General features: G+C 60.5%; 17 protein-coding genes and 1 pseudogene. 15 read left to right on the forward strand and 3 right to left on the reverse strand.

The window, feature by feature from the left end; translation table 11 throughout:
• Window positions 1-20 precede the first annotated feature (20 nt).
• Window positions 21-1,031, forward strand: a complete 1,011-nt coding sequence (locus BSK43_RS27865) for a zinc-dependent alcohol dehydrogenase family protein (RefSeq protein WP_077467989.1) — start codon at window positions 21-23, stop codon at window positions 1,029-1,031.
• Window positions 1,032-1,042: 11 nt separating this feature from the next.
• Here the strand turns inward: BSK43_RS27865 and BSK43_RS27870 are convergent, their stop codons facing one another.
• Window positions 1,043-2,062, reverse strand: a complete 1,020-nt coding sequence (locus BSK43_RS27870; protein WP_077467990.1) for a LacI family DNA-binding transcriptional regulator — start codon at window positions 2,060-2,062, stop codon at window positions 1,043-1,045.
• A gap of 640 nt (window positions 2,063-2,702) precedes the next feature.
• On the opposite strand from BSK43_RS27870, the gene kdpF reads away from it, so the two are divergent.
• The 12 genes and pseudogenes from kdpF to BSK43_RS27925 all read left to right on the forward strand — a co-directional run bounded on the left by kdpF (window position 2,703) and on the right by BSK43_RS27925 (window position 15,431).
• A complete protein-coding gene (gene kdpF, locus BSK43_RS27875; RefSeq protein ID WP_034509905.1) occupies window positions 2,703-2,792 on the forward strand; it encodes a K(+)-transporting ATPase subunit F in 90 nt (29 codons plus the stop codon).
• A 27-nt stretch (window positions 2,793-2,819) separates the two neighbouring features.
• Window positions 2,820-4,523, forward strand: a complete 1,704-nt coding sequence (gene kdpA / locus BSK43_RS27880) for a potassium-transporting ATPase subunit KdpA (RefSeq protein ID WP_077467991.1) — start codon at window positions 2,820-2,822, stop codon at window positions 4,521-4,523.
• A gap of 12 nt (window positions 4,524-4,535) precedes the next feature.
• Window positions 4,536-4,697 (forward strand): hypothetical protein, encoded by a 162-nt coding sequence (locus BSK43_RS35255; protein ID WP_158008759.1) that lies wholly within the window; start codon window positions 4,536-4,538, stop codon window positions 4,695-4,697.
• Between the two features lie 47 nt (window positions 4,698-4,744).
• A pseudogene (gene kdpB / locus BSK43_RS27885) lies at window positions 4,745-6,833 on the forward strand (potassium-transporting ATPase subunit KdpB).
• Window positions 6,834-6,844: 11 nt separating this feature from the next.
• Window positions 6,845-7,450, forward strand: a complete 606-nt coding sequence (locus BSK43_RS27890) for a K(+)-transporting ATPase subunit C (protein ID WP_077467993.1) — start codon at window positions 6,845-6,847, stop codon at window positions 7,448-7,450.
• Window positions 7,451-7,510: 60 nt separating this feature from the next.
• Window positions 7,511-10,222, forward strand: a complete 2,712-nt coding sequence (locus tag BSK43_RS27895) for a sensor histidine kinase KdpD (RefSeq protein WP_077467994.1) — start codon at window positions 7,511-7,513, stop codon at window positions 10,220-10,222.
• Window positions 10,219-10,911 carry a response regulator transcription factor gene (locus tag BSK43_RS27900; protein ID WP_077467995.1) on the forward strand — a complete coding sequence of 231 codons (693 nt, stop codon included), beginning with the start codon at window positions 10,219-10,221 and terminating at the stop codon, window positions 10,909-10,911. The genes BSK43_RS27895 and BSK43_RS27900 overlap by 4 nt, the downstream gene beginning before the upstream one ends.
• A gap of 91 nt (window positions 10,912-11,002) precedes the next feature.
• Window positions 11,003-11,458 (forward strand): PTS sugar transporter subunit IIA, encoded by a 456-nt coding sequence (locus BSK43_RS27905; protein WP_077467996.1) that lies wholly within the window; start codon window positions 11,003-11,005, stop codon window positions 11,456-11,458.
• 160 nt (window positions 11,459-11,618) lie between these two features.
• Entirely contained in the window at window positions 11,619-12,647 is a 1,029-nt protein-coding gene (locus BSK43_RS27910) for a sulfate ABC transporter substrate-binding protein (RefSeq protein ID WP_077467997.1), read from the forward strand.
• 6 nt (window positions 12,648-12,653) lie between these two features.
• Complete coding sequence (gene cysT, locus BSK43_RS27915) at window positions 12,654-13,511, forward strand: sulfate ABC transporter permease subunit CysT (protein ID WP_077467998.1); 858 nt, start codon at window positions 12,654-12,656, stop codon at window positions 13,509-13,511.
• Window positions 13,501-14,373, forward strand: coding sequence for a sulfate ABC transporter permease subunit CysW (cysW, locus tag BSK43_RS27920; RefSeq protein ID WP_077467999.1), 873 nt, complete (start codon window positions 13,501-13,503; stop codon window positions 14,371-14,373). Before cysT ends, cysW begins: the two co-directional genes overlap by 11 nt.
• A gap of 11 nt (window positions 14,374-14,384) precedes the next feature.
• Entirely contained in the window at window positions 14,385-15,431 is a 1,047-nt protein-coding gene (locus BSK43_RS27925) for a sulfate/molybdate ABC transporter ATP-binding protein (RefSeq protein ID WP_077468000.1), read from the forward strand.
• 35 nt (window positions 15,432-15,466) lie between these two features.
• Here the strand turns inward: BSK43_RS27925 and BSK43_RS27930 are convergent, their stop codons facing one another.
• A complete protein-coding gene (locus BSK43_RS27930) occupies window positions 15,467-16,264 on the reverse strand; it encodes an NAD(P)-dependent oxidoreductase (protein WP_077468001.1) in 798 nt (265 codons plus the stop codon).
• A gap of 228 nt (window positions 16,265-16,492) precedes the next feature.
• Here BSK43_RS27930 and BSK43_RS27935 point away from each other — a divergent pair, with 228 nt between their 5' ends.
• The gene (locus BSK43_RS27935; protein WP_077468002.1) at window positions 16,493-17,674 is read left to right on the forward strand and encodes an MFS transporter; all 1,182 of its coding nucleotides are present in this window, start codon (window positions 16,493-16,495) and stop codon (window positions 17,672-17,674) included.
• Window positions 17,675-18,213: 539 nt separating this feature from the next.
• Complete coding sequence (locus BSK43_RS27940; protein ID WP_077468004.1) at window positions 18,214-18,969, forward strand: SDR family NAD(P)-dependent oxidoreductase; 756 nt, start codon at window positions 18,214-18,216, stop codon at window positions 18,967-18,969.
• 95 nt (window positions 18,970-19,064) lie between these two features.
• Here the strand turns inward: BSK43_RS27940 and BSK43_RS27945 are convergent, their stop codons facing one another.
• Entirely contained in the window at window positions 19,065-19,904 is an 840-nt protein-coding gene (locus BSK43_RS27945) for an endonuclease/exonuclease/phosphatase family protein (RefSeq protein WP_077468277.1), read from the reverse strand.
• Between the last annotated feature and the right edge of the window lie 46 nt (window positions 19,905-19,950).

Genomic DNA, 19,950 nt, shown 5'->3' on the forward strand with positions numbered 1-19,950 from the left:
TTTGTGTCCGGAGGAGGAGAATGAGGGCAGTACGATTGGAATCCACCGGGGCCATGGCCATGCGCAGCGTCGAGCGGCCGAGCGCCGGGCCGGGTGAACTCATAATTCGGGTCCTCGCAGCCGGCATTTGCGGCTCGGATCGTCATATGTTCAAAGGGGAGTATCCGACAGCGATCCCGGTGACCCTCGGCCATGAATTCTGCGGTCTGGTGGAGGAGGTTGGCGATGGCGTCTCGTCGTTTACCGGTGGTGAACTCGTCACCATCGACCCGAATATAGCCTGCGGCACTTGCCCGGCCTGCCGGCGTGGGCGCCCGAACCTCTGTGCGAATCTGAATGCTATCGGAGTGACCCGGGATGGCGGCTTTGCCGAATATGTCGCGGTGCCGTGTGGCCAGGCATTCATCCTGCCTTCCGATCTCGATCCGGTCCATGGTGCCTTCTGCGAGCCTCTGGCCTGCTGCATTCATGCGATGGACAAAGCAAGGATCATCCCGGGAGATAGTGTCGCCATCCTGGGTGGCGGCGTCATCGGGCTGCTGATGGTGCAATTGGCGCGTCAGGCCGGTGCAGGCCAGATAATCCTGATCACACGACAACTATCGAGACGCGAGGCGGCATTGCGTCTGGGCGCCACACACGCCTTTGATCCGACGGCCTCCGACACGGTAGCTTTGACGCGAGAGGTGACGCAAGGCGGCGCCGACATCGTCATCGAGTGTGCCGGGGTCCCCGAGACGTTGCAGACGGGCGTGAAGATGCTGCGGCGGGGTGGCACCTTCGTCCTGTTCGGTGTGACGCCAGCGGGGCTTGAAGTGCCCGTTCTGCCTTTCGATCTGCTTGTCAACGAAGTCGAGATCAGGGCCGCCTATCTCAACCCGTTCACGCATGCGCGGGCTGCGGCGATGGTGGCGAGCGGGGCGTTGGAGCTGGATTCGCTGGTAACGAAGACGATCTCTCTCGAAGCTGTTGCCGAAGTGGTCGGCAGCGCGCCGCTACCCGGTGAAATCAAGGTCATCGTCCGGCCCTGAGCTTGGCCGCATCAGCTGCGGACAGGCCCTGTTGAATCACGCTCGATCAGGGCGACAGGTACCCTGACGATGGCGCCGGCCGCCGGCTCATGCCCCATCTGGTGATCCCTGATCAAGGCTTCCAACCGCCGGGTGGCTCGCTGGCCGACTTCGCGGATCGGCTGCGCCACGGTTGTCAGCCGTGGAAATACATAGGCAGTTTCGGGCAGGTCATCGAAACCGATCACCGAATAGTCGCGCGGCACGGAGAAGCCGCGATCCTGGATCGCATGAATGACGGCGATGGCCGAAATATCAGATGTGCCGATGATGGCTGTGATATCAGGCCTGGAGGCAAGAACCTCGGTCGCGAGCCCATAGGCCGCTGCAAAGCTATGTTCGTCCGCCATGCCAACGGCTGCGGGCGAGACCCCACTCTCCGCCATTTCCGCCGTGATGCCTCGAAGGCGAAGCTGGACGGGCTGACTGTGCGAAGGCGCGCCGACGATGGCGATCGAGCGATGGCCAAGGCCAAGCAGATGGCGTGCCATCAGCCGTCCACCCTCCTCGTGATCGGCCATGATGGCGTCGTCGGCGATGCCGTTCAGTTCGCGATCGATGGCGACGATCGGAATATCGGCATCGCGAAAGACCCCGAAATGCTCGATGCTGCCAAAGGCGCTAGCGACGATAACGCCGTCGACGCGCTGGGACAGCAGCATGGAAATGTAGCGCGCCTCGTGTTCCATATTTTCCGCAGTGCTGCAGATCAGCGTCTGATAGCCACGCTGGAACAACTCCTGCTCGATGGTATGGGCCAGGATCCCGAAAAACGGCACGTCGATTGACGGCAGCATGAGCCCGATCATCCGGCTCGGTGCGCCACGCAGCATACGCGCGCCTTTGCTCGGTGTGTAATTCAGCGTGCGGATGGCCGTCTCGACGCGTTCGCGGAGTTCGGGGGAGGCATAACCACTATTGTTGAGGACGCGCGAGACCGAAGACACCGATGTTCCTGCGAGTTTGGCGATATGTCTGATGCTGGTCGTCACTGGCTCGCATTTCTTTTGTTTAGCGGTCGAATGGCTATGAGAGGCGCAACCCATCTCGTCTCGGACTAGATCATCGGCAGGATGCGGCATCAAGCGCGATACATACGGCCTTATATGTCATCACACTGATTCCAACTATGTTAGCATTAATGCATATTGTATCATGCAATCATTGAGGGTAGTTTGTATCACTTGCTCGACCTTGGCGTCTTGGGAAGATGACCAAGGAAATTCAATGAAATAGCGGCGGCGCACTTACGGCGTATGCCCGATTCTCTAGATGAATTTGGCAACGAGAGTGGGCGTCGGCTCGGCATGTAGGCATGTGTACCAGCCGCCGTCAGCAGCATCGGCATTTATAAGATTTTTATATCTTCCTTCATCCCGCCGTCTCGAACGTTAATGCGGTTCGGCCGCATATAGTATGACGAAGATACACGCGAAGTGGGTCTTCTCCCTCGGCAGAATGAAAAGAGGTGCTTCTCATCCGGAGCGCTCCCATCGCTTCTGCAGTCAACAATAACAAGCAAGGAATGCGATCGATGATGGACATCATTCTTATCGGGATCGGCGTTTTATTCTTCCTCATTTGTGTCGCTTACACCAAGGCCTGCGACAGCCTTTAGTCGGAGAGACGGCAATGCTTCTCGATTACATCCTCGGTGGCGGCGTGACGCTATTTCTCACCGCTTATCTGATCTACGCTCTCATTCGCCCCGAGCGCTTCTAACAGCGCTGGATAGGGAAAGTTACTTCCATGACCCTCAACGGATGGCTTCAGATCCTCATTTATATCGGGATCCTTCTCCTGCTCGTCAAACCGCTCGGCGGTTATATGACGCGTGTCTTTACCGGCGAGCGCACACCTCTCTCTTATGTCTTCGGTCCGGTGGAGCGGGCGCTTTATCGCCTCGCCGGCACGGACGAGCGCGAAGAGCAGCACTGGACGACCTACTCGATCTCCATGTTGCTATTCAGCCTCGCCGGCTTCCTCGTGCTCTATGCGCTGCAGCGACTGCAGGCCGGCTTGCCGTATAATCCGGCAGGCATGACGGCGGTTGGGCCGGAATTGTCCTTCAACACGGCCACCAGTTTCGTCACCAATACCAACTGGCAGAACTATGGCGGTGAAAGCACGATGTCCTATCTCGTGCAGATGGCCGGCCTGACGGTGCAGAACTTCGTATCTGCGGCAACAGGCATTGCCATCGCCATTGCCCTGATCCGCGCCTTTGCGCGCGCCTCGGGCAAGGTGATCGGCAATTTCTGGGTCGATATGACCAGAGCGACGCTCTACGTGCTGCTGCCGATCTGCATCGTCCTGACGATTGCTTTCGTCTATCTCGGCGTGCCGCAGACGCTCGGGCCCTATGTCAATGCGACGACGCTTGAAGGCGCACAGCAGACCATCGCTGTCGGCCCTGTTGCCTCGCAGCTTGCCATCAAGATGCTCGGCACCAATGGCGGTGGCTTCTTCAACGCCAACTCGGCCCATCCGTTCGAAAACCCGGACGCGATCTCCAACCTCATTCAGATGCTGGCGATCTTCGCCATCGGCGCTGCGCTTACCAACGTCTTCGGCCGTATGGTCGGCAGCCAGCGTCAGGGCTGGGCCATCCTCGCCGCCATGGGCACTCTGTTCATTGCGGGCGTGATCGTCACCTATTGGGCCGAGGCTGCCGGCAATCCGCTGATCCATGCGCTTGGCGTGCAGGGCGGCAATATGGAAGGCAAGGAAGTCCGCTTCGGCATTGCCGCCTCCTCACTGTTTGCCGTCATCACCACGGCTGCATCCTGCGGCGCGGTCAACGGCATGCTCGACAGCTTCACCGCGATTGGCGGCTTGATCCCGCTCATCAACCTGCAGCTTGGCGAAGTCATCGTCGGCGGCGTCGGCGCCGGTTTCTACGGCATCCTGATGTTCGTCATCATCGCCATCTTCGTTGCCGGCCTGATGGTTGGACGCACGCCCGAATATCTCGGCAAGAAGATCGAGGCCAAAGAAGTGAAGATGGCAATGCTTGCCGTGCTTTGCCTGCCCTTCGGCATGCTGATCTTCACGGCGATCTCCGTCGTGCTGCCTTCGGCAGTGGCCTCGGTCGGCAATTCCGGTCCGCATGGCTTCTCGGAAATCCTCTACGCCTATAGCTCGGCTGCGGCAAACAACGGCTCGGCCTTCGGCGGTCTGTCCGGCAATACGCCCTGGTACAACATCACCCTCGGCATGGTCATGCTGATCGGCCGCTTCTTGGTCATCGTTCCCGCTCTTGCGATTGCCGGTTCGCTGATTACCAAGAAGACTGTCCCCGCTTCGGCAGGCACCTTCCCGACCGATGGCCCGCTCTTCGTCGGCCTGCTTGTCGGTACGATCCTGATCGTCGGCGGCTTGACCTTCTTCCCGGCCCTCGCGCTCGGACCGATCGTCGACCACCTGGCAATGATCGCCGGCCAGACCTTTTAAGGGGTGAAGGCCATGAGCCAGCCGCTTCTGAGCAAGCTTAGAAAAGTCATCGACCCACGCCCCTTCGACAGGGGGCGTGGCCCGGCGGGAACGACCTGTGCTTCCGACGCCATTCTGTTGGCGATGGTCACCCTGTTTCTCGGCCTTGTCATCTTCGGATTTCTAATCGGCTGATCGGTGCGTTCCGATCTGACGTTTTCCTCTTCACGCTGGAGCCTCTTATGAGCCAGTTAAAATCAGCGAGTATCCTGGATTCTCGCATCCTCGTTCCGGCGGTCGGCGCTGCTTTCAAAAAGCTGAACCCGCGCACGCTTGCCAAGAACCCCGTCATGTTCGTGGTCGCCGTCGTTTCGGCACTGACGACCGTTCTGTTTCTGCGCGACCTGATCGTCGGCGGCGGCAATCTCGCCTTCTCCCTGCAGATCAATATTTGGCTGTGGTTCACGGTGCTGTTTGCCAATTTCGCGGAAGCTGTCGCCGAAGGCCGTGGCAAGGCGCAGGCGGATTCGCTGCGCAAGTCGCGCACCGAAACCCAGGCAAAGCTTCTGAGCGGCACCAGCCGCACCGACTACAAGATGGTGCCGGGCACCAGCCTCAAGGTCGGTGACGTCGTGCTGGTCGAGGCTGGCGACATCATCCCGTCGGACGGCGAAGTCATCGAAGGCGTCGCCTCGGTCAACGAAGCGGCGATCACAGGTGAATCGGCCCCGGTCATCCGTGAATCGGGTGGCGACCGTTCGGCCGTCACGGGCGGCACACAGGTCCTTGTCGGACGAGATCCGCGTGCGCATCACGGCAGCAGCCGGCTCGACCTTCATCGACCGCATGATCGCACTGGTCGAGGGTGCCGAACGTCAGAAGACGCCGAATGAGATCGCGCTCAACATCCTGCTTGCCGGCATGACGCTGATCTTCGTGCTTGCCACGGTCACGATCCCGAGCTTTGCGGCCTATGCCGGCGGCTCGATCCAGACGGTCGTGCTCGTTGCCCTGTTCGTGACGCTGATCCCGACGACAATCGGTGCGCTTCTGTCGGCGATCGGTATCGCCGGCATGGACCGTCTGGTGCGCTTCAATGTGCTTGCCATGTCGGGCCGTGCCGTCGAGGCAGCCGGCGACGTCGACACGCTCTTGCTCGATAAAACCGGCACGATCACCCTCGGCAACCGTCAGGCTACCGCCTTCCGCCCGGTTCGGGGTGTCAGCGAGCAGGATCTGGCCGATGCTGCCCAGCTCGCCTCGCTTGCCGACGAAACGCCGGAAGGGCGCTCCATCGTCGTGCTTGCCAAGGAGAAGTATGCCATCCGTGGTCGCGACATGACGAGCCTCAAGGCCACCTTCGTACCCTTCACTGCCCAGACCCGCATGAGCGGTGTCGATCTCGAGGGTTCGTCGATCCGTAAGGGCGCTGTCGATGCGGTTCTTGCCTATGTGGACGGTGCTGCCAATAGCGGCAGCGATGGCACCGCGGTGATCTCGCGTACCACCAGCGAGACGCTTCGCGAGCTGCAGGGGATCGCCGACGAGATCGCCAAGGCCGGCGGCACGCCGCTTGCTGTTGCTCGTGATGGCCGCCTGCTCGGCGTCATCCATCTCAAGGACATCATCAAGGGCGGCATCCGCGAGCGCTTTGCAGAATTGCGTCGCATGGGTATCCGCACGGTAATGATCACGGGTGATAATCCGCTCACGGCTGCTGCTATCGCCGCCGAAGCCGGAGTGGACGATTTCCTCGCCCAGGCAACTCCGGAAATGAAGCTGGCGCTGATGCGCGAAGAGCAGGCCAAGGGCAAGCTCGTCGCCATGTGCGGTGACGGCACCAACGACGCCCCGGCACTAGCCCAGGCCGACGTCGGCGTCGCCATGAACACCGGCACCGTGGCCGCCCGCGAGGCCGGCAACATGGTCGACCTCGACAGCGACCCGACGAAGCTGATCGAGATCGTCGAAATCGGCAAGCAGTTGCTGATGACCCGCGGCGCGCTCACCACCTTCTCGATCGCCAATGATATCGCGAAGTATTTCGCCATCATCCCGGCAATGTTCATTGCCTTCTATCCGCAGCTGAAGACGCTGAACATCATGGGGCTCGCCACGCCGCAGAGCGCCATCCTTTCCGCGATCATCTTCAACGCCCTGATCATCGTTGCGCTGATCCCGCTGTCGCTCAAGGGCGTTCGTTATCGCCCGATCGGCGCCGGCGCGCTGCTGAGCCGCAACCTGCTGATCTACGGCCTTGGCGGCATCATCGTACCTTTCATCGGCATCAAGGCCATCGACATGGCGATTACCGCCATTGGCCTGGTCTAAGGAGATCTCCCATGCTGAAACAAATCAGACCTGCCATCGTCATGATCGTCGCCACGACCGTTTTGACCGGCCTTGCCTATCCGCTCGCCATGACAGGCGTCGCCCAGGCTCTCTTCCCCCATCAGGCAAATGGCAGCTTGGTGGAGAAGGATGGGAAGGTCATCGGCTCCAGCCTGATCGGCCAGAGCTTCACCACAGACCGCTATTTCCACGGTCGCTTGTCGGCGACGACAGGAACGGACCCGAATGACCCAACCAAATCGGTTGCTGCTCCATATAACGCGGCCAATTCCGGCGGCTCCAATCTCGGTCCGACCAGCGCTTCGCTGATGACCCGCATCAAAGGTGACGCCGCGGCGCTGCAGGCTCAGAACCCGAACATGCCGGTTCCGATCGACCTGGTCACGACCTCGGGCAGTGGTCTCGATCCGCATATTTCGCCTGAGGATGCCTACTTTCAGATCCCGCGCGTGGCCAAGGCGCGCAACATGGATGAAGCCAAGCTCAAGTCGATCGTCGACGCGGCTGTCGAATCCAGGGAGCTCGGTATTTTCGGTGAGCCTGTCGTCAACGTACTGGCATTGAACCAAGCGCTCGATGCCTCTATGAATCAATAGGTTGTGAAGGTTGGGACGGCAATGGCCGTCTCAACCTTGTAACGGAAGACGAACCCACTGATGGCAGATGACAGCCGCGACATGATGAGCAGGCCTTCACCCGACGCGCTTCTGGAAAAAGCGAAGGCCGAGGCACGCGGGCGGCTGAAAATCTTTCTGGGCGCGGCGCCCGGAGTCGGCAAGACTTATGAGATGCTGATTTCCGGCAAGGCGAAGATCGCCGATGGCGTGGATGTGATTGTCGGTGTGGTCGAAACCCATGGGCGGCGCGAGACGCAGGCTCTGATCGAAGGCTTCGAAATCATCCCGCGTGTCGAGGTCGACTACAAGGGGCGATCGCTTGAGGAAATGGATCTCGACGCCATTCTCAAGCGCCGGCCCCAGCTTGTATTGGTCGACGAGCTTGCGCACACCAACGCGCAGGGCAGCCGTCATCCAAAGCGCTACCTCGACGTCAAGGAACTGCTGGAGCGCGGCATTGACGTCTATACGACGCTGAACATCCAGCATGTCGAAAGCCTGAACGATGTCGTTTCCCAGATCACGCGCGTCCGGGTGCGAGAGACCGTGCCGGATTCGATCATCGATCTGGCCGACGATGTCGAGATCATCGACCTGACGCCGGACGACCTGATCAAGCGCTTGCATGACGGCAAGGTCTATGTGTCGAAAACGGCCGAGCGGGCGCTGACCAATTATTTCACGCCCGGCAATCTGACGGCGCTGCGCGAGCTGGCGCTGCGGCGCACCGCGCAGCGCGTCGACGATCAGCTGCTGACCCATATGCAGGCGCATGCAATCTCCGGCCCGTGGGCTGCAGGCGAGCGGGTGCTGGTGTCCATCGATCATCATCCGCGTTCCGCCTCGCTGGTGCGCTATGCCGCGCGGATGGCTTCGCGCCTGCGGGCTCCCTGGGCGGCCGTATATGTCGAAACCAACCGTTCGATCAGCCTGACGGAGCCGCAGCGCGACACCATAGCCGCAACGCTGCGGCTTGCCGAACAGCTAGGCGGCGAAGCCATCACCATTCCGGGCCGCGAGGTGGCAGAGGAACTGATCCGCCATTCCGCCAGCAACAACGTCACCCATATCGTCATCGGCTCGCCGAAAATTGGATCCTGGCGGGATTGGTCGCGGCGTTCGGTTTCCTATGATCTGATCCGCAAGGCCGGCGATATCAGCGTCCATGTCATTTCCGGCACGGATGCTGAGGGACAGCCCGCCAGCCGAGGCGTCAAGGCAGCGCCTTCGCCTCCTCCCTTCCAGTTGCGCGGCTATGTTCTGGCAACGCTCTATGTAGCCGTTGCGCTCGGCTTCTGCGTCATCCTCGATCAGGTGTTGGATGTGCGCAATCTGGCGCTTGTCTTCCTGATGGCGGTGCTGGCGACTGCGGTGACGCAAGGGCTGCGACCGGCACTCTATTCCTGTATTCTCGGCGCATTGGCCTTCAATTTCTTCTTCTTGCCGCCGCGCTACACCTTGACCATCAGCGATCCGGAAAGCGTGCTCGCCTTCTTCTTCTTCCTGGGGGTCGCCATTATCGCCAGCAATCTGACGGCGACCGTGCAGCGGCAGGCCGCCGCCGCACGCCAGCGGGCGCGAACGACGGAAGATCTGTATCTCTTTTCCAAGAAGCTCGCCGGCACCGGCACGCTTGACGACGTATTGTGGGCAACGGCTTTTCAGCTCGCCTCGATGCTGAAGCTGCGCGTCGTGCTGCTGCTGCCGGAGGACGGCACGATCGCGGTCAAGGCCGGCTATCCACCTGATGACACGCTCGACGATGCCGATATTGCTGCGGCACGCTGGGCCTGGGAGCACAATCATGCGGCAGGGCGCGGCGCGGATACTTTGCCCGGCGCCCGCCGCCTCTACGTTCCGCTGCGAACGGGCCGCACCGCGGTCGGCGTCATCGGCCTCGATAGCGATCGTCGCGACGGGCCGCTGCTCACGCCGGAGCAGCAACGATTGCTCGATGCGCTCGCCGATCAGGCCGCGCTTGCCGTCGAGCGCGTTCAACTTGTGGCAGACGTTGATCGCGCGAAACTGGCCGTCGAGGCGGATAGGCTGCGCTCGGCGCTGCTGACCTCCATTTCCCATGACTTGAAGACGCCGCTTGCCGCGATCATGGGGGCCGCCGGGACGCTGCGCGATTATCTGGAAACGCTGCCGCATGAAGATCGCGTGGATCTTCTGTCGACCGTCATCGACGAATCCGAACGCCTAAACCGTTTCATCGTCAATCTGCTCGACATGACGAAGATTGAATCAGGCGCGATGGAGCCGAATTACGCCCTGCATTATGGCGGCGATATCGTCGGCAGCGCCTTGCGGCGCGCGCAGAAAATTCTGAGCCACCATCGTTTGGAGGTGCAGATACCTGTCGACCTGCCGATGGTGCGGGTCGATCCGGTGCTCTTCGAGCAAGTGCTGTTCAATCTGCTCGATAATGGAGCGAAATACGCACCTGAGGCCTCGGCCATCCGCCTCGAAGCATGGGCGGATATCGACAATATCGTTTTCAGAGTGATGGACGAGGGGCCCGGCATTCCGCCCGCCGATCTTGAGCGCGTCTTCGACACCTTCTACCGCGTGCGCAAGGGTGATCAGGTGAGGGCGGGCACCGGCCTCGGCCTTTCCATCTGCCGCGGTTTCATTGAAGCCATGGGCGGCACGATTGCCGCCGGCAACAGAACCGATCGCCAAGGGGCGGTCTTCACCATCCGCCTGCCAAGACCAACGGATGTCCCGAAGCTGGATGAATTGAAATGAACACGACTGCCGTCAAGATTCTCGTCGTCGATGACGAGCCGCCGATCCGCAAGTTGCTGCGCGTCGGCCTTGGTGCCCAAGGTTATACGGTCAACGAGGCGCAGAATGCCGCCGCCGCGAAGGCCTCGGTGAATGAGGATCGGCCCGACCTGATCGTCCTCGATCTCGGGCTGCCCGATAAATCCGGCCAGGATCTGCTCCTGGAATGGCGCGAGGATGGCGTGCAGATTCCGGTGGTCATCCTGTCGAGCCGCACGGACGAGGCCGGCATAGTCAAGGCGCTGGAAAGCGGCGCGGACGACTATGTCACCAAGCCTTTTGGCGTCAATGAGCTTGCGGCGCGCATTCGTGTCGCTCTGCGCCACCGGCTGCAGCAGCAGGGTGAAAAGGCGATCTTCCAGACCGGCGCCCTCTCGATCGATCTCGTCAAGCGCATCGTCAAGGTCGAGGGCAAGGAGATCAAGCTGTCGCCGAAGGAATACGATATTCTGCGGGTGCTTGCCCAGCACGCCGGCAAGGTGTTGACCCATCAGTTCCTGTTGAAGCAGATCTGGGGGCCGGCCGCGGATGTGCAATATCTGCGCGTCTATGTCCGCCAGCTCCGGCAGAAGATCGAGCAGATCCCCGATCAGCCGCATTACATCACCACCGAAACAGGCGTGGGCTATCGCCTTCGCGAGCCGGAATGAGCCGCTGTCCGGCCCGCGATGAGGCGCCCTGATCCTCATCGTCGTCGCATGAACACCAGCATTAACGATTGTCCGATCCTCAAGAGCGACCATGGCCCTTTCTACTATCATCTTGCCCGAGCACGTCTTCATAGGGGTGTCCGCCCCAACCAAATGGCGGGCGCTGCAGATGCTGTCATCGAAGGCGGCCAGCTGTTTCGGCCTGGATGAGGGGATGGTCCTGAGGGCGCTTGAGACCCGGGAGAAGCTGGGAACGACCGGTATCGGCAATGGTGTCGCGGTTCCGCATGCGGCGATCGCCGGCATGACCAGGCCGCGCGGCCTGCTGGTTCGCTTTGCGCATCCCGTGGATTTCGAGGCGATCGACGATGCCCCGACCAGATGGGCCTTTGTGCTGCTTTTCGGGGAGGGCGGTCGCAGCGATTATCTGAACGTGCTTGCCGCAATCGCCAGGCGCTTGAGGACAGAGGGCGTGCTGACCGCGATGCTGAAGGCAAAAACGGCGGACGAACTCTATTCCGTCTTCATGTCCGACTCCATCGTTTGATACCGCTGATTGTGGACCCTCGTGGCCAAGCGGGAATGTGATTTCACTTTTTTGGATTCTATGGGATGGTGTTCTCCGGAGTTCCTTAAAACGGGAACGGTCTTCGTTACTTTATACGACCAAGTTGATAGGGTTTAGGAACTAACGAAGGGGGTTTTCCATGCAGACGATAAAGCTTTCCCGGCTTCTCGCCACCGCAGTTCTGATCGGCAGTTTTTCCGTTGCGGCAGTTGCGCCGACATGGGCCGCCGACAAGACGCTTCTGAATGTTTCCTACGATCCGACGCGTGAGTTGTACAAGGATTTCAACACCGTATTCGCGGCGAAGTGGAAGAAGGATACCGGCGAGACTATCAACATCAAGGCCTCGCATGGCGGCTCCGGCGCGCAGGCGCGTTCGGTTATCGACGGTCTCGATGCTGATGTCGTCACGCTGGCGCTGGAAGGCGATATCGATGCGATCGCCAAGGCGACGCACAAGATCCCGGCCGACTGGAAAACCAAGTTTCCGAATAATTCCGTTCCCTATACCTCGACCATCGTCTTCCTGGTGCGCAAGGGCAATCCGAAGGGCATCAAGGACTGGTCTGATCTGGTCAAGGACGGCGTGGAAGTCATCACCCCGAACCCGAAGACATCGGGCGGCGCGCGATGGAACATTCTGGCGGCCTGGGCCTGGGCCAAGCAGGCGAATGGCGGCGACGATGCAAAGGCGCAGGACTATCTCACGCAGCTTCTGAAGCACGTCCCGGTTCTCGATACCGGTGCGCGCGGCGCAACGACGACCTTCGTACAGCGGGGCCTCGGCGATGTTCTGCTCGCCTGGGAGAACGAAGCCTATCTGTCGCTTGACGAACTCGGCCCGGATAAATTCGAGGTCGTAACCCCGTCCTTCTCGATCCGTGCGGATCCGCCGGTTGCTGTCGTCGATGGCAATGTCGATACCAAGGGCACCCGGAAGATCGCGGAAGCCTATCTGAACTATCTGTATTCTGACGAAGGTCAGAAGATCGCTGCCAAGCATTACTATCGGCCGATCAAGCCGGCGGCAGCCGATCCCAAGGATATCGCCCGCTTCCCGAACCTGAAGCTCGCAACGATTGACGATTTCGGCGGATGGGCTAAAGCTCAGCCCAAGTTCTTCGACGATGGTGGCGTCTTCGATCAGGTCTACAAGCCGGGAAAATAACTCTGAATGCATTCCATAACCCGCAAACGGTGGCGGTTTCGGCAGCCGAGTGTCATTCCGGGCTTCGGATTGGCGCTCGGCGTTACCTTGGCTTGGCTCATCTTCATCGTCCTCATTCCGCTGTCTGGACTGCTATGGAAAAGCAGCTCTCTCGGCTGGGATAAATTCTGGGCCCTGGCTCTTGATCTGCGCACGCTTTATGCGCTGCGCATGAGTTTTGGCGGCGCCTTCATCGCGGCGCTCGTCAATGCCGTCCTCGGGCTTATCATGGCCTGGGTGCTGGTGCGCTACCGCTTTCCTGGCAAGCGCATCATCGACGCCATGGTCGATCTGCCGTTCGCATTGCCGACGGCGGTGGCTGGTATCGCGCTGACGACGCTCTATTCGCCGAACGGATGGATCGGGCAGTTCCTGGCGCCGCTCGGCATCAAGATCGCCTTCACGCCGATTGGCATCGTCATCGCGCTGATTTTCGTCGGTCTGCCTTTCGTGGTGCGTACGGCTCAGCCGGTCATGGAAGAGATCGACCGTGAGGTCGAAGAGGCGGCCGCAACCTTGGGGGCGACCCGTTTCCAGACGATCACTCGGGTCTTGCTGCCGGGATTGGCGCCCGCCGCGCTCACCGGTTTCGCATTGGCCTTTGCGCGTGCTGCCGGCGAATACGGCTCGGTGATCTTCATCGCCGGTAACAAGCCCTATGTCTCGGAAATCGCACCCTTGCTCATCGTCATCCGCCTCGAGGAATATAACTACGCGGCGGCAACGGCGATCGCGACGGTGATGTTGTTCATTTCCTTCACCATGCTTTTGATCATCAATCTCATCCAGTCCTGGAGCAGAAAGAGGTACGGCTATGGCACATGATCTTTCTGCCGCCTCCGCTGTGGAGCATCCGGTCATCACAGAAAGCCGGACGGCACGCATCATCTTCGTGCTAATTTCCCTTACCTTTCTGACGCTGATGGTGCTGCTGCCCTTGGCTGCCGTCTTCGTCGAGGCCTTCCGCAAGGGTATCGAGGCCTTCTTCGATGCCCTGGTCGACGACGAGACCTTCGCCGCCATCCGGCTGACATTGATCGTGGCCGGTATCAGCGTGCCGCTGAACCTTGTCTGCGGCGTTGCAGCAGCCTGGGCGATCGCCAAGTTCGAGTTCAAGGGCAAAGCGTTCCTGACCACCTTGATCGACCTGCCTTTCTCCGTCTCGCCTGTTATATCCGGTCTGGTGTTCGTGTTGCTGTTCAGTTCCAGCAGCACACTCGGGCCCTGGCTGCAGAGCCATGGCATACAGATCCTGTTTGCTGTTCCAGCCCTGGTCCTGGCGACGATGTTCGTCACTTTCCCCTTCGTAGCCCGTGAATTGATCCCGCTGATGCAGGAGCAGGGGAATGCGGATGAGGAGGCGGCACTCTCGCTCGGGGCCAATGGCTGGCAGACCTTCTGGTATGTCACGCTGCCGAACATCAAATGGGGTCTGCTTTACGGCGTATTGCTTTGCAACGCCCGCGCCATGGGCGAGTTCGGCGCCGTTTCGGTCGTCTCCGGTCATATCCGCGGCGAAACGAACACGATGCCGCTGCAGGTCGAGATCCTTTATAACGACTATAATTTCTCGGGGGCTTTTGCTGTTGCCACATTGCTGGCCCTGCTTGCCCTTGTCACACTTATACTGAAGACGTTGCTGGAAATGCGCTATAGCGAAGAGATCGCAGCCAGCCGGCGTCACTGAAGGAATTTTTGATGGAAGTTCGCGTTCAAAACCTGCGCAAGGAATTCGGTCGCTTTCCCGCATTGCATGACGTTTCCCTGGATATTCGTTCGAGCGAGCTGATCGCGCTTCTTGGTCCTTCAGGCTCCGGCAAGACGACGCTTCTGCGTCTGATCGCCGGGCTGGAAACGCCGACGGAAGGCCAGATCTTTTTCGGTGAGGAGGATGCTTCGCGAAAGACCGTGCAGCAGCGCAATATCGGCTTCGTGTTCCAGCATTACGCACTGTTTCGGCATATGACCGTGCTGGAAAATATCTCCTTCGGCCTCAAGGTTCGCTCGGCCTCTCGTCGTCCGCCACGCGCGGAAATTCACCGGCGCGCCACGGAATTGCTGGAGCTGGTGCAGCTCAACGGCCTGGAAAAGCGCTATCCGGCGCAGCTTTCAGGCGGGCAGCGGCAGCGCGTGGCGCTGGCGCGCGCCATGGCGGTCGAGCCGAATGTGCTGCTTCTGGACGAGCCCTTTGGCGCGCTTGACGCGCAGGTGCGCAAGGATCTGCGCAAGTGGCTGCGGGAAATTCACGATCGCACTGGTCACACGACGGTTTTCGTGACGCATGACCAGGAAGAAGCACTGGAGCTTGCCGACAGGGTCGTCGTTCTCAACAAGGGCGCCATCGAGCAGGTCGGTACTCCAGACGAGATCTACGATACGCCGAATTCCCCCTTCGTGTACGGCTTCATCGGCCAGTCCAATCGCGTCAAGGTGCGCATTACCAGTGGGGAAATATGGTTCGAGGACCGGCCGCTCGGGTTGAGCACGCCGCACGAGCCGGATGGCGAGGCCTATCTCTATTTCCGCCCGCACGATATCGAGCTGCATGAAGGCGATGGCGGTGCGATTGCCGGCCTGCTCTTTTCCAGCCGGCGCGTTGCTGGCACGCGGCATCTCGAAATCAATATCGGCGAAAACCACGACCATATCGAGATCGAGCTGCCGCCGAACAAGGCCGATGCGCTCGACCGTAACCGCATCGCCTTCCGGCCGACCAAGTGGAAGCTGTTCCGCAACGGTGGCTGACGGCCTGCCGTTCGCCACAGATTGGCCGGCTTCGGTCAATCCTCGGGATGAGCGGCTGAGACAAAGCCGCCGCCCTGGTAGATGACTGCCGGATCGTTGGGGTCTTCCTGCGGTGTTCTTGCGAGAACTTCGGCGCGCCACGGGGCGGAACTATCACGCGGCCGCCAGCCCAGGAAGGCCGCTTGGCTATTGTCCCACCATTGCTCGTCATTGTCCGAAGCGCCGTAGACGATCGTATGTCCGAGCCGGGGCGCATCGAAGGCGCAGCCGCAGAGCGACAGAAAATCCCTTGCGCTGAACCAGGTGGCCAGCATGCGCGGATTGCGCGGCTCGGGAAAGCAGGAGCCGATGCGCACGGTCAGGGTTTCCTGACCGAACTTGTCGAAGTAGAGGCTCGCGACTGCTTCGCCAAATACCTTGGAGACACCGTAGAGAGAATCCGGGCGGGTCGGCACCCTGTTGTCGATCCGCTCGTCGCGGCGATAAAAGCCGATCGCGTGGTTCGAGCTTGCAAAGACGATGCGCGGCCTGCCTGCTGCCCGGGCTGCCTCATAGAGATTGTATAGGCCGAGGATATTGCCCTGCATGATCAGGTCGAAGGGCTTCTCCACCGAGATGCCGCCGAGGTGGATGATGCCGTCGACGCCGGAAACCAGTTCGTCGACACCGCTGCGATCGGCGAGATCGCAGCCAACGAAGCGCTCGTTGGGTCGCAAATCATGTATCGGCGTGAGATCGGAGAGAACGACAATCTCGGCGATTTGCGACAGAAGCGGCCGCAGCGCCTGGCCGACGCCACCGGCAGCGCCCGTGAGCAGCAGAGTTTTCAGCATGGTTGTCTCCCGGATCAATCTGGTCGATGGGCAGGTTATAATATGGCCTTTCCTCTAGCCATAGCGGAGGCGACCAGCAAGCCGCGTTTCAAGGAGTTTCTGGGCTTGACCGTCAGAAAGATGATCCCGCGCAACCATCCCCCAGCGCTTGCTTTCTGCCAGCGCGTACTTGATGTACTTTTGGTTGAGATATAAAGAAACTCTTATGTCCTTATATGGGAGCCGCCCTTGTCCTTGCCCCTCTTCGCCTTGTTTCTGGCTGCGTTTGCGTTCGGCACAACCGAGTTCGTCATCGCGGGCATTCTTCCGGACGTGGCGCAGGGGCTAGGCGTCTCCATTCCTTTCGCCGGCTATCTGGTGTCCGGATATGCGCTGGGTATTGCCGTCGGCGGGCCATTCCTGACCATGGCGACACGACGGGTATCGCGTCGCACGATTCTGATAGCCCTCACGATCGCCTTTTGCTTTGGGCAAATCGCCTGCGCGCTCGCGCCCAGCTTCGCCGCCATGCTCGCTTTCCGGGTTGCGACCGCCATCGCCCATGGCGCCTATTTCGGTATTGCGATGGTGGTAGCGGTCGGCCTCGTCCCGCCCGCATTTCGAGGCCGCGCGGTGTCCGTGATCCTCGCGGGTTTGACGGTCTCGAACATTATCGGCGTCCCCGCAGGCGCGGCGATCGGTGGGCTTTGGGGATGGCGGACGACATTCTGGGCGATGACCTTGGTCGGCGTCCTCGCATTGATCGCAATATGGGCTCTGATCCCCCAGACGAAAGCCGAGCCCCAGCAACCCGGCCATTTGGGACGCGAAGTCCGTGTTCTTGGCCGTCAGCAGGTTTGGACCTCCCTCATCATCATGCTCGCGCTGATGATCGGGCAGATGGTGCCGTTTACCTATATAACGCCTCTCTTGCGGGAGGTGACGGGCCTTGATGGCATGATTATTCCATGGGTGCTCCTGCTGAATGGCGTCGGAGCAACGCTGGGTGTTTTTATCGGGGGACGACTGTCCGATTGGAAGTTGATGCCCGCGCTTATTGTCATGCTCGCCATTCAGGCCGCGATACTTGTCATTCTCTACCTGGTCAGCCCCTATCCCGTGCTGATGACCGTAACGATCTTCGTCTGGGGCGCCCTGAATTTTGCCATTGGCGCCCCGATTCAGGCCCGCATCTTGATGTGGACCGCCGATGCGCCAACCCTTGCTTCCTCGCTCATCCCATCGGGGTTCAACATCGGGATTGCCATTGCGGCGGTCATAGGGGCCGGTCTGCTTGAGGGTGGTTATGGTTATCGCAGTTTGCCGGTGCTGGGTGCCGTAGCGCTTGCTTTAGCCTGCCTGGTCGCCATCTTTTCTGCGGCACACGAAAAGCGCAGCGGTGCTGCTCTTCCCCAAGCGGCGTTCACGTAATCTTGCCTGCGAAGGCTTCAGCTTGACAACAAGCTGCCTGTCGCGTTAGACGCGAAACTGCAGTTGCTCCAGTAGCACTGTCGTAGGCGTTACCGTCATCCAACGCGTCCTTTGTCGAGAAGGTCCCAGCAGGGAGGTCTCGATGCAAGAGGCGTTCATGGTATGACATTGTTTTTCCCGATCCCATTCGCAAGCCGTTTGATGGCTCCCACAATGCTACCCGCAACGGGTGCACTGCGGAGTAAATTCGCCCGATCTGACCGGTGCGGCTATGCGGTTGGCAGCATCCTCTTTGGCACGACCATGCCGAAGAGAGAGCCTGCGGCCCTGCGGTTCGAGAAAACACGTTTCCCATTGGCGCCAGCGCAATCTGGCCTGCTGTCCATTCCTCGCTTCGGTTCCGCCGAGGGGGCAATGATAAGGACAGCGGCACAGCTATGCGCTCTCGACGGCCGTGGACGTTCGGACCTCCCCAAAGAGGCCAGGGCCACGGGCGAACCATCGGCTGACGGCCGACATTGAACAATGGAGCAAAAACTATGCAGATGACTGGCAATACGATCCTCATTACCGGCGGCACCAGCGGCATTGGCCGCGCGCTCGCCGAAGCCTTCCACGACCGCGGCAATCGCGTGATCGTCACGGGGCGGCGGCGGGCCTTGCTTGAAGAGATCGCCGCGGAACGCCCCGGTTTGGTTGGCTTACCACTTGATCTTGATGACCCGGATTCCTTGCCTCGCCTTGCAAGCGATGTTCGGTTACTTTTCCCCGAGTTGAATATGCTGATCGCGAATGCCGGCATATCTCGGTCGGAGGATATGACAGCGGAGGGCTGGGATGTTTCCGCCGCTCAATCGGTCGTCGATACCAATATCATGGGCGTGCTGCGGGTGACGGCGGCGTTCCTGCCGATGCTGAAGGGCCGGCAAGGTGCGACCATCATGGCGACCAGTTCAAACCTCGCCTTCATTCCGCGCGCCGATTTCCCGACCTATTGCGCCAGCAAGGCCTTCCTGCATTCCTGGCTGCAGTCGTTGCGGCATCAGCTTCGAAAGATTCCGGTCGAGGTGCTGGAGCTTTCGCCACCCTATGTGCAGACTGAATTGACCGGCGATCATCAGGCATCCGATCCGCGCGCTATCCCTCTTGCCGCCTATGTGGCGGAGGTCATGCAACTGCTGGAGGCGGGCAACCATCCAAGGGGAGAGGTGCTGGTCGAGCGCGATCGTGCACGGCGCTCGGCCGAGCGGGAAGGCCGCTACGAGGAGGTTTACGCCGCGATCAACCCGGTTTGAAAGCCGGGGCGGGCCTGACGGAAGCAGACGGATCATTCACGGCCTTCCTTTGGAGGCCGTGAATGACATGCCGAATTAAACGACAGGCTCTGCGCTCAAGCGGTGTGCGAATGCATCTTGGCTCCGCCGTCGAGCGCTTCGAGGCTGACCATGGCCTTGATGGGCAAATGATCGGAGGCCACGCGGGCGAGCGGGGAGTCGTGTACCTCGACTGCCGAGATCATGCCGCGCCGGTTTGCCATGATGCGATCCAGGGCCAAGAGCGGCAGTGCCGAGGGAAAGCTTGGGACGGCCGGCGGGAGAGGGCCGAAGGCTGCCTGGAAGGTATTGAGCGAGGAACGGTCACCCAGCCGCCATTCGTTGAGATCGCCGAGCAGGATGGTCGGCGTATCGCCTCCATCATTCATCAGTTCGACGATCAGCCGCGTTTGCTGGGCGCGCGAACGGTGCAGCAGGCCGAGATGGGCTGCGATGATCCGGATGTTGCCGCCATGCGCCAGTTCTATCTCGGCAATCAGCGCGCCACGCGGCTCCAGCCCGGGCAATTTAATCTGATGCACGTCGCGCACCGTGCCTTGCTTGAAAAGGACGACATTGCCGTGCCAGCCATGCGCCTTGCTGGTTCCCGCGATCGGCACGGGAATGAGCCCGGTGTCGCGTTCAAGCCTGCGCAGATCGAGCAGGCCGGTGCGTTCGCCAAAGCGCGTATCGGCCTCCTGCAGGCCGATGACATCGGCATCGATCTCGTGAATGACGCGGCTGATCCGATCCGGATCGAAGCGGCGGTCGGCGCCGACGCATTTATGGACATTGTAGGAAGCGATCAGCGTGCCGGCCGCGTGGGCGGTCTTGGCGGCCTGTTTCGGGCGTGCCTGGTTTCTGTTCTTCAGGCTTTCCAGGATGCTCGCACGGAGACTTTCTTTCTTCTTCCGCATCTGTCCGCCGATCGTTTCCTTGACCAAACTATGCCGGGCACTCCCC

This window comes from Rhizobium sp. P44RR-XXIV (assembly GCF_001999485.2).
Classification (GTDB): Bacteria; Pseudomonadota; Alphaproteobacteria; order Rhizobiales; family Rhizobiaceae; genus Rhizobium.

Coding starts and splice junctions, on each gene's coding strand:
- cysT (WP_077467998.1), top strand. CDS start 12,654: ATGCATTCCATAACCCGCAAACGGTGGCGGTTTCGGCAGCCGAGTGTC.
- BSK43_RS27945 (WP_077468277.1), bottom strand. CDS start 19,904: ATGCGGAAGAAGAAAGAAAGTCTCCGTGCGAGCATCCTGGAAAGCCTG.
- BSK43_RS27865 (WP_077467989.1), top strand. CDS start 21: ATGAGGGCAGTACGATTGGAATCCACCGGGGCCATGGCCATGCGCAGC.
- BSK43_RS27890 (WP_077467993.1), top strand. CDS start 6,845: ATGCTGAAACAAATCAGACCTGCCATCGTCATGATCGTCGCCACGACC.
- kdpA (WP_077467991.1), top strand. CDS start 2,820: ATGACCCTCAACGGATGGCTTCAGATCCTCATTTATATCGGGATCCTT.
- BSK43_RS27895 (WP_077467994.1), top strand. CDS start 7,511: ATGGCAGATGACAGCCGCGACATGATGAGCAGGCCTTCACCCGACGCG.
- BSK43_RS27910 (WP_077467997.1), top strand. CDS start 11,619: ATGCAGACGATAAAGCTTTCCCGGCTTCTCGCCACCGCAGTTCTGATC.
- BSK43_RS27940 (WP_077468004.1), top strand. CDS start 18,214: ATGCAGATGACTGGCAATACGATCCTCATTACCGGCGGCACCAGCGGC.
- BSK43_RS27925 (WP_077468000.1), top strand. CDS start 14,385: ATGGAAGTTCGCGTTCAAAACCTGCGCAAGGAATTCGGTCGCTTTCCC.
- kdpF (WP_034509905.1), top strand. CDS start 2,703: ATGCTTCTCGATTACATCCTCGGTGGCGGCGTGACGCTATTTCTCACC.
- BSK43_RS27930 (WP_077468001.1), bottom strand. CDS start 16,264: ATGCTGAAAACTCTGCTGCTCACGGGCGCTGCCGGTGGCGTCGGCCAG.
- BSK43_RS35255 (WP_158008759.1), top strand. CDS start 4,536: ATGAGCCAGCCGCTTCTGAGCAAGCTTAGAAAAGTCATCGACCCACGC.
- BSK43_RS27905 (WP_077467996.1), top strand. CDS start 11,003: ATGGCCCTTTCTACTATCATCTTGCCCGAGCACGTCTTCATAGGGGTG.
- cysW (WP_077467999.1), top strand. CDS start 13,501: ATGGCACATGATCTTTCTGCCGCCTCCGCTGTGGAGCATCCGGTCATC.
- BSK43_RS27900 (WP_077467995.1), top strand. CDS start 10,219: ATGAACACGACTGCCGTCAAGATTCTCGTCGTCGATGACGAGCCGCCG.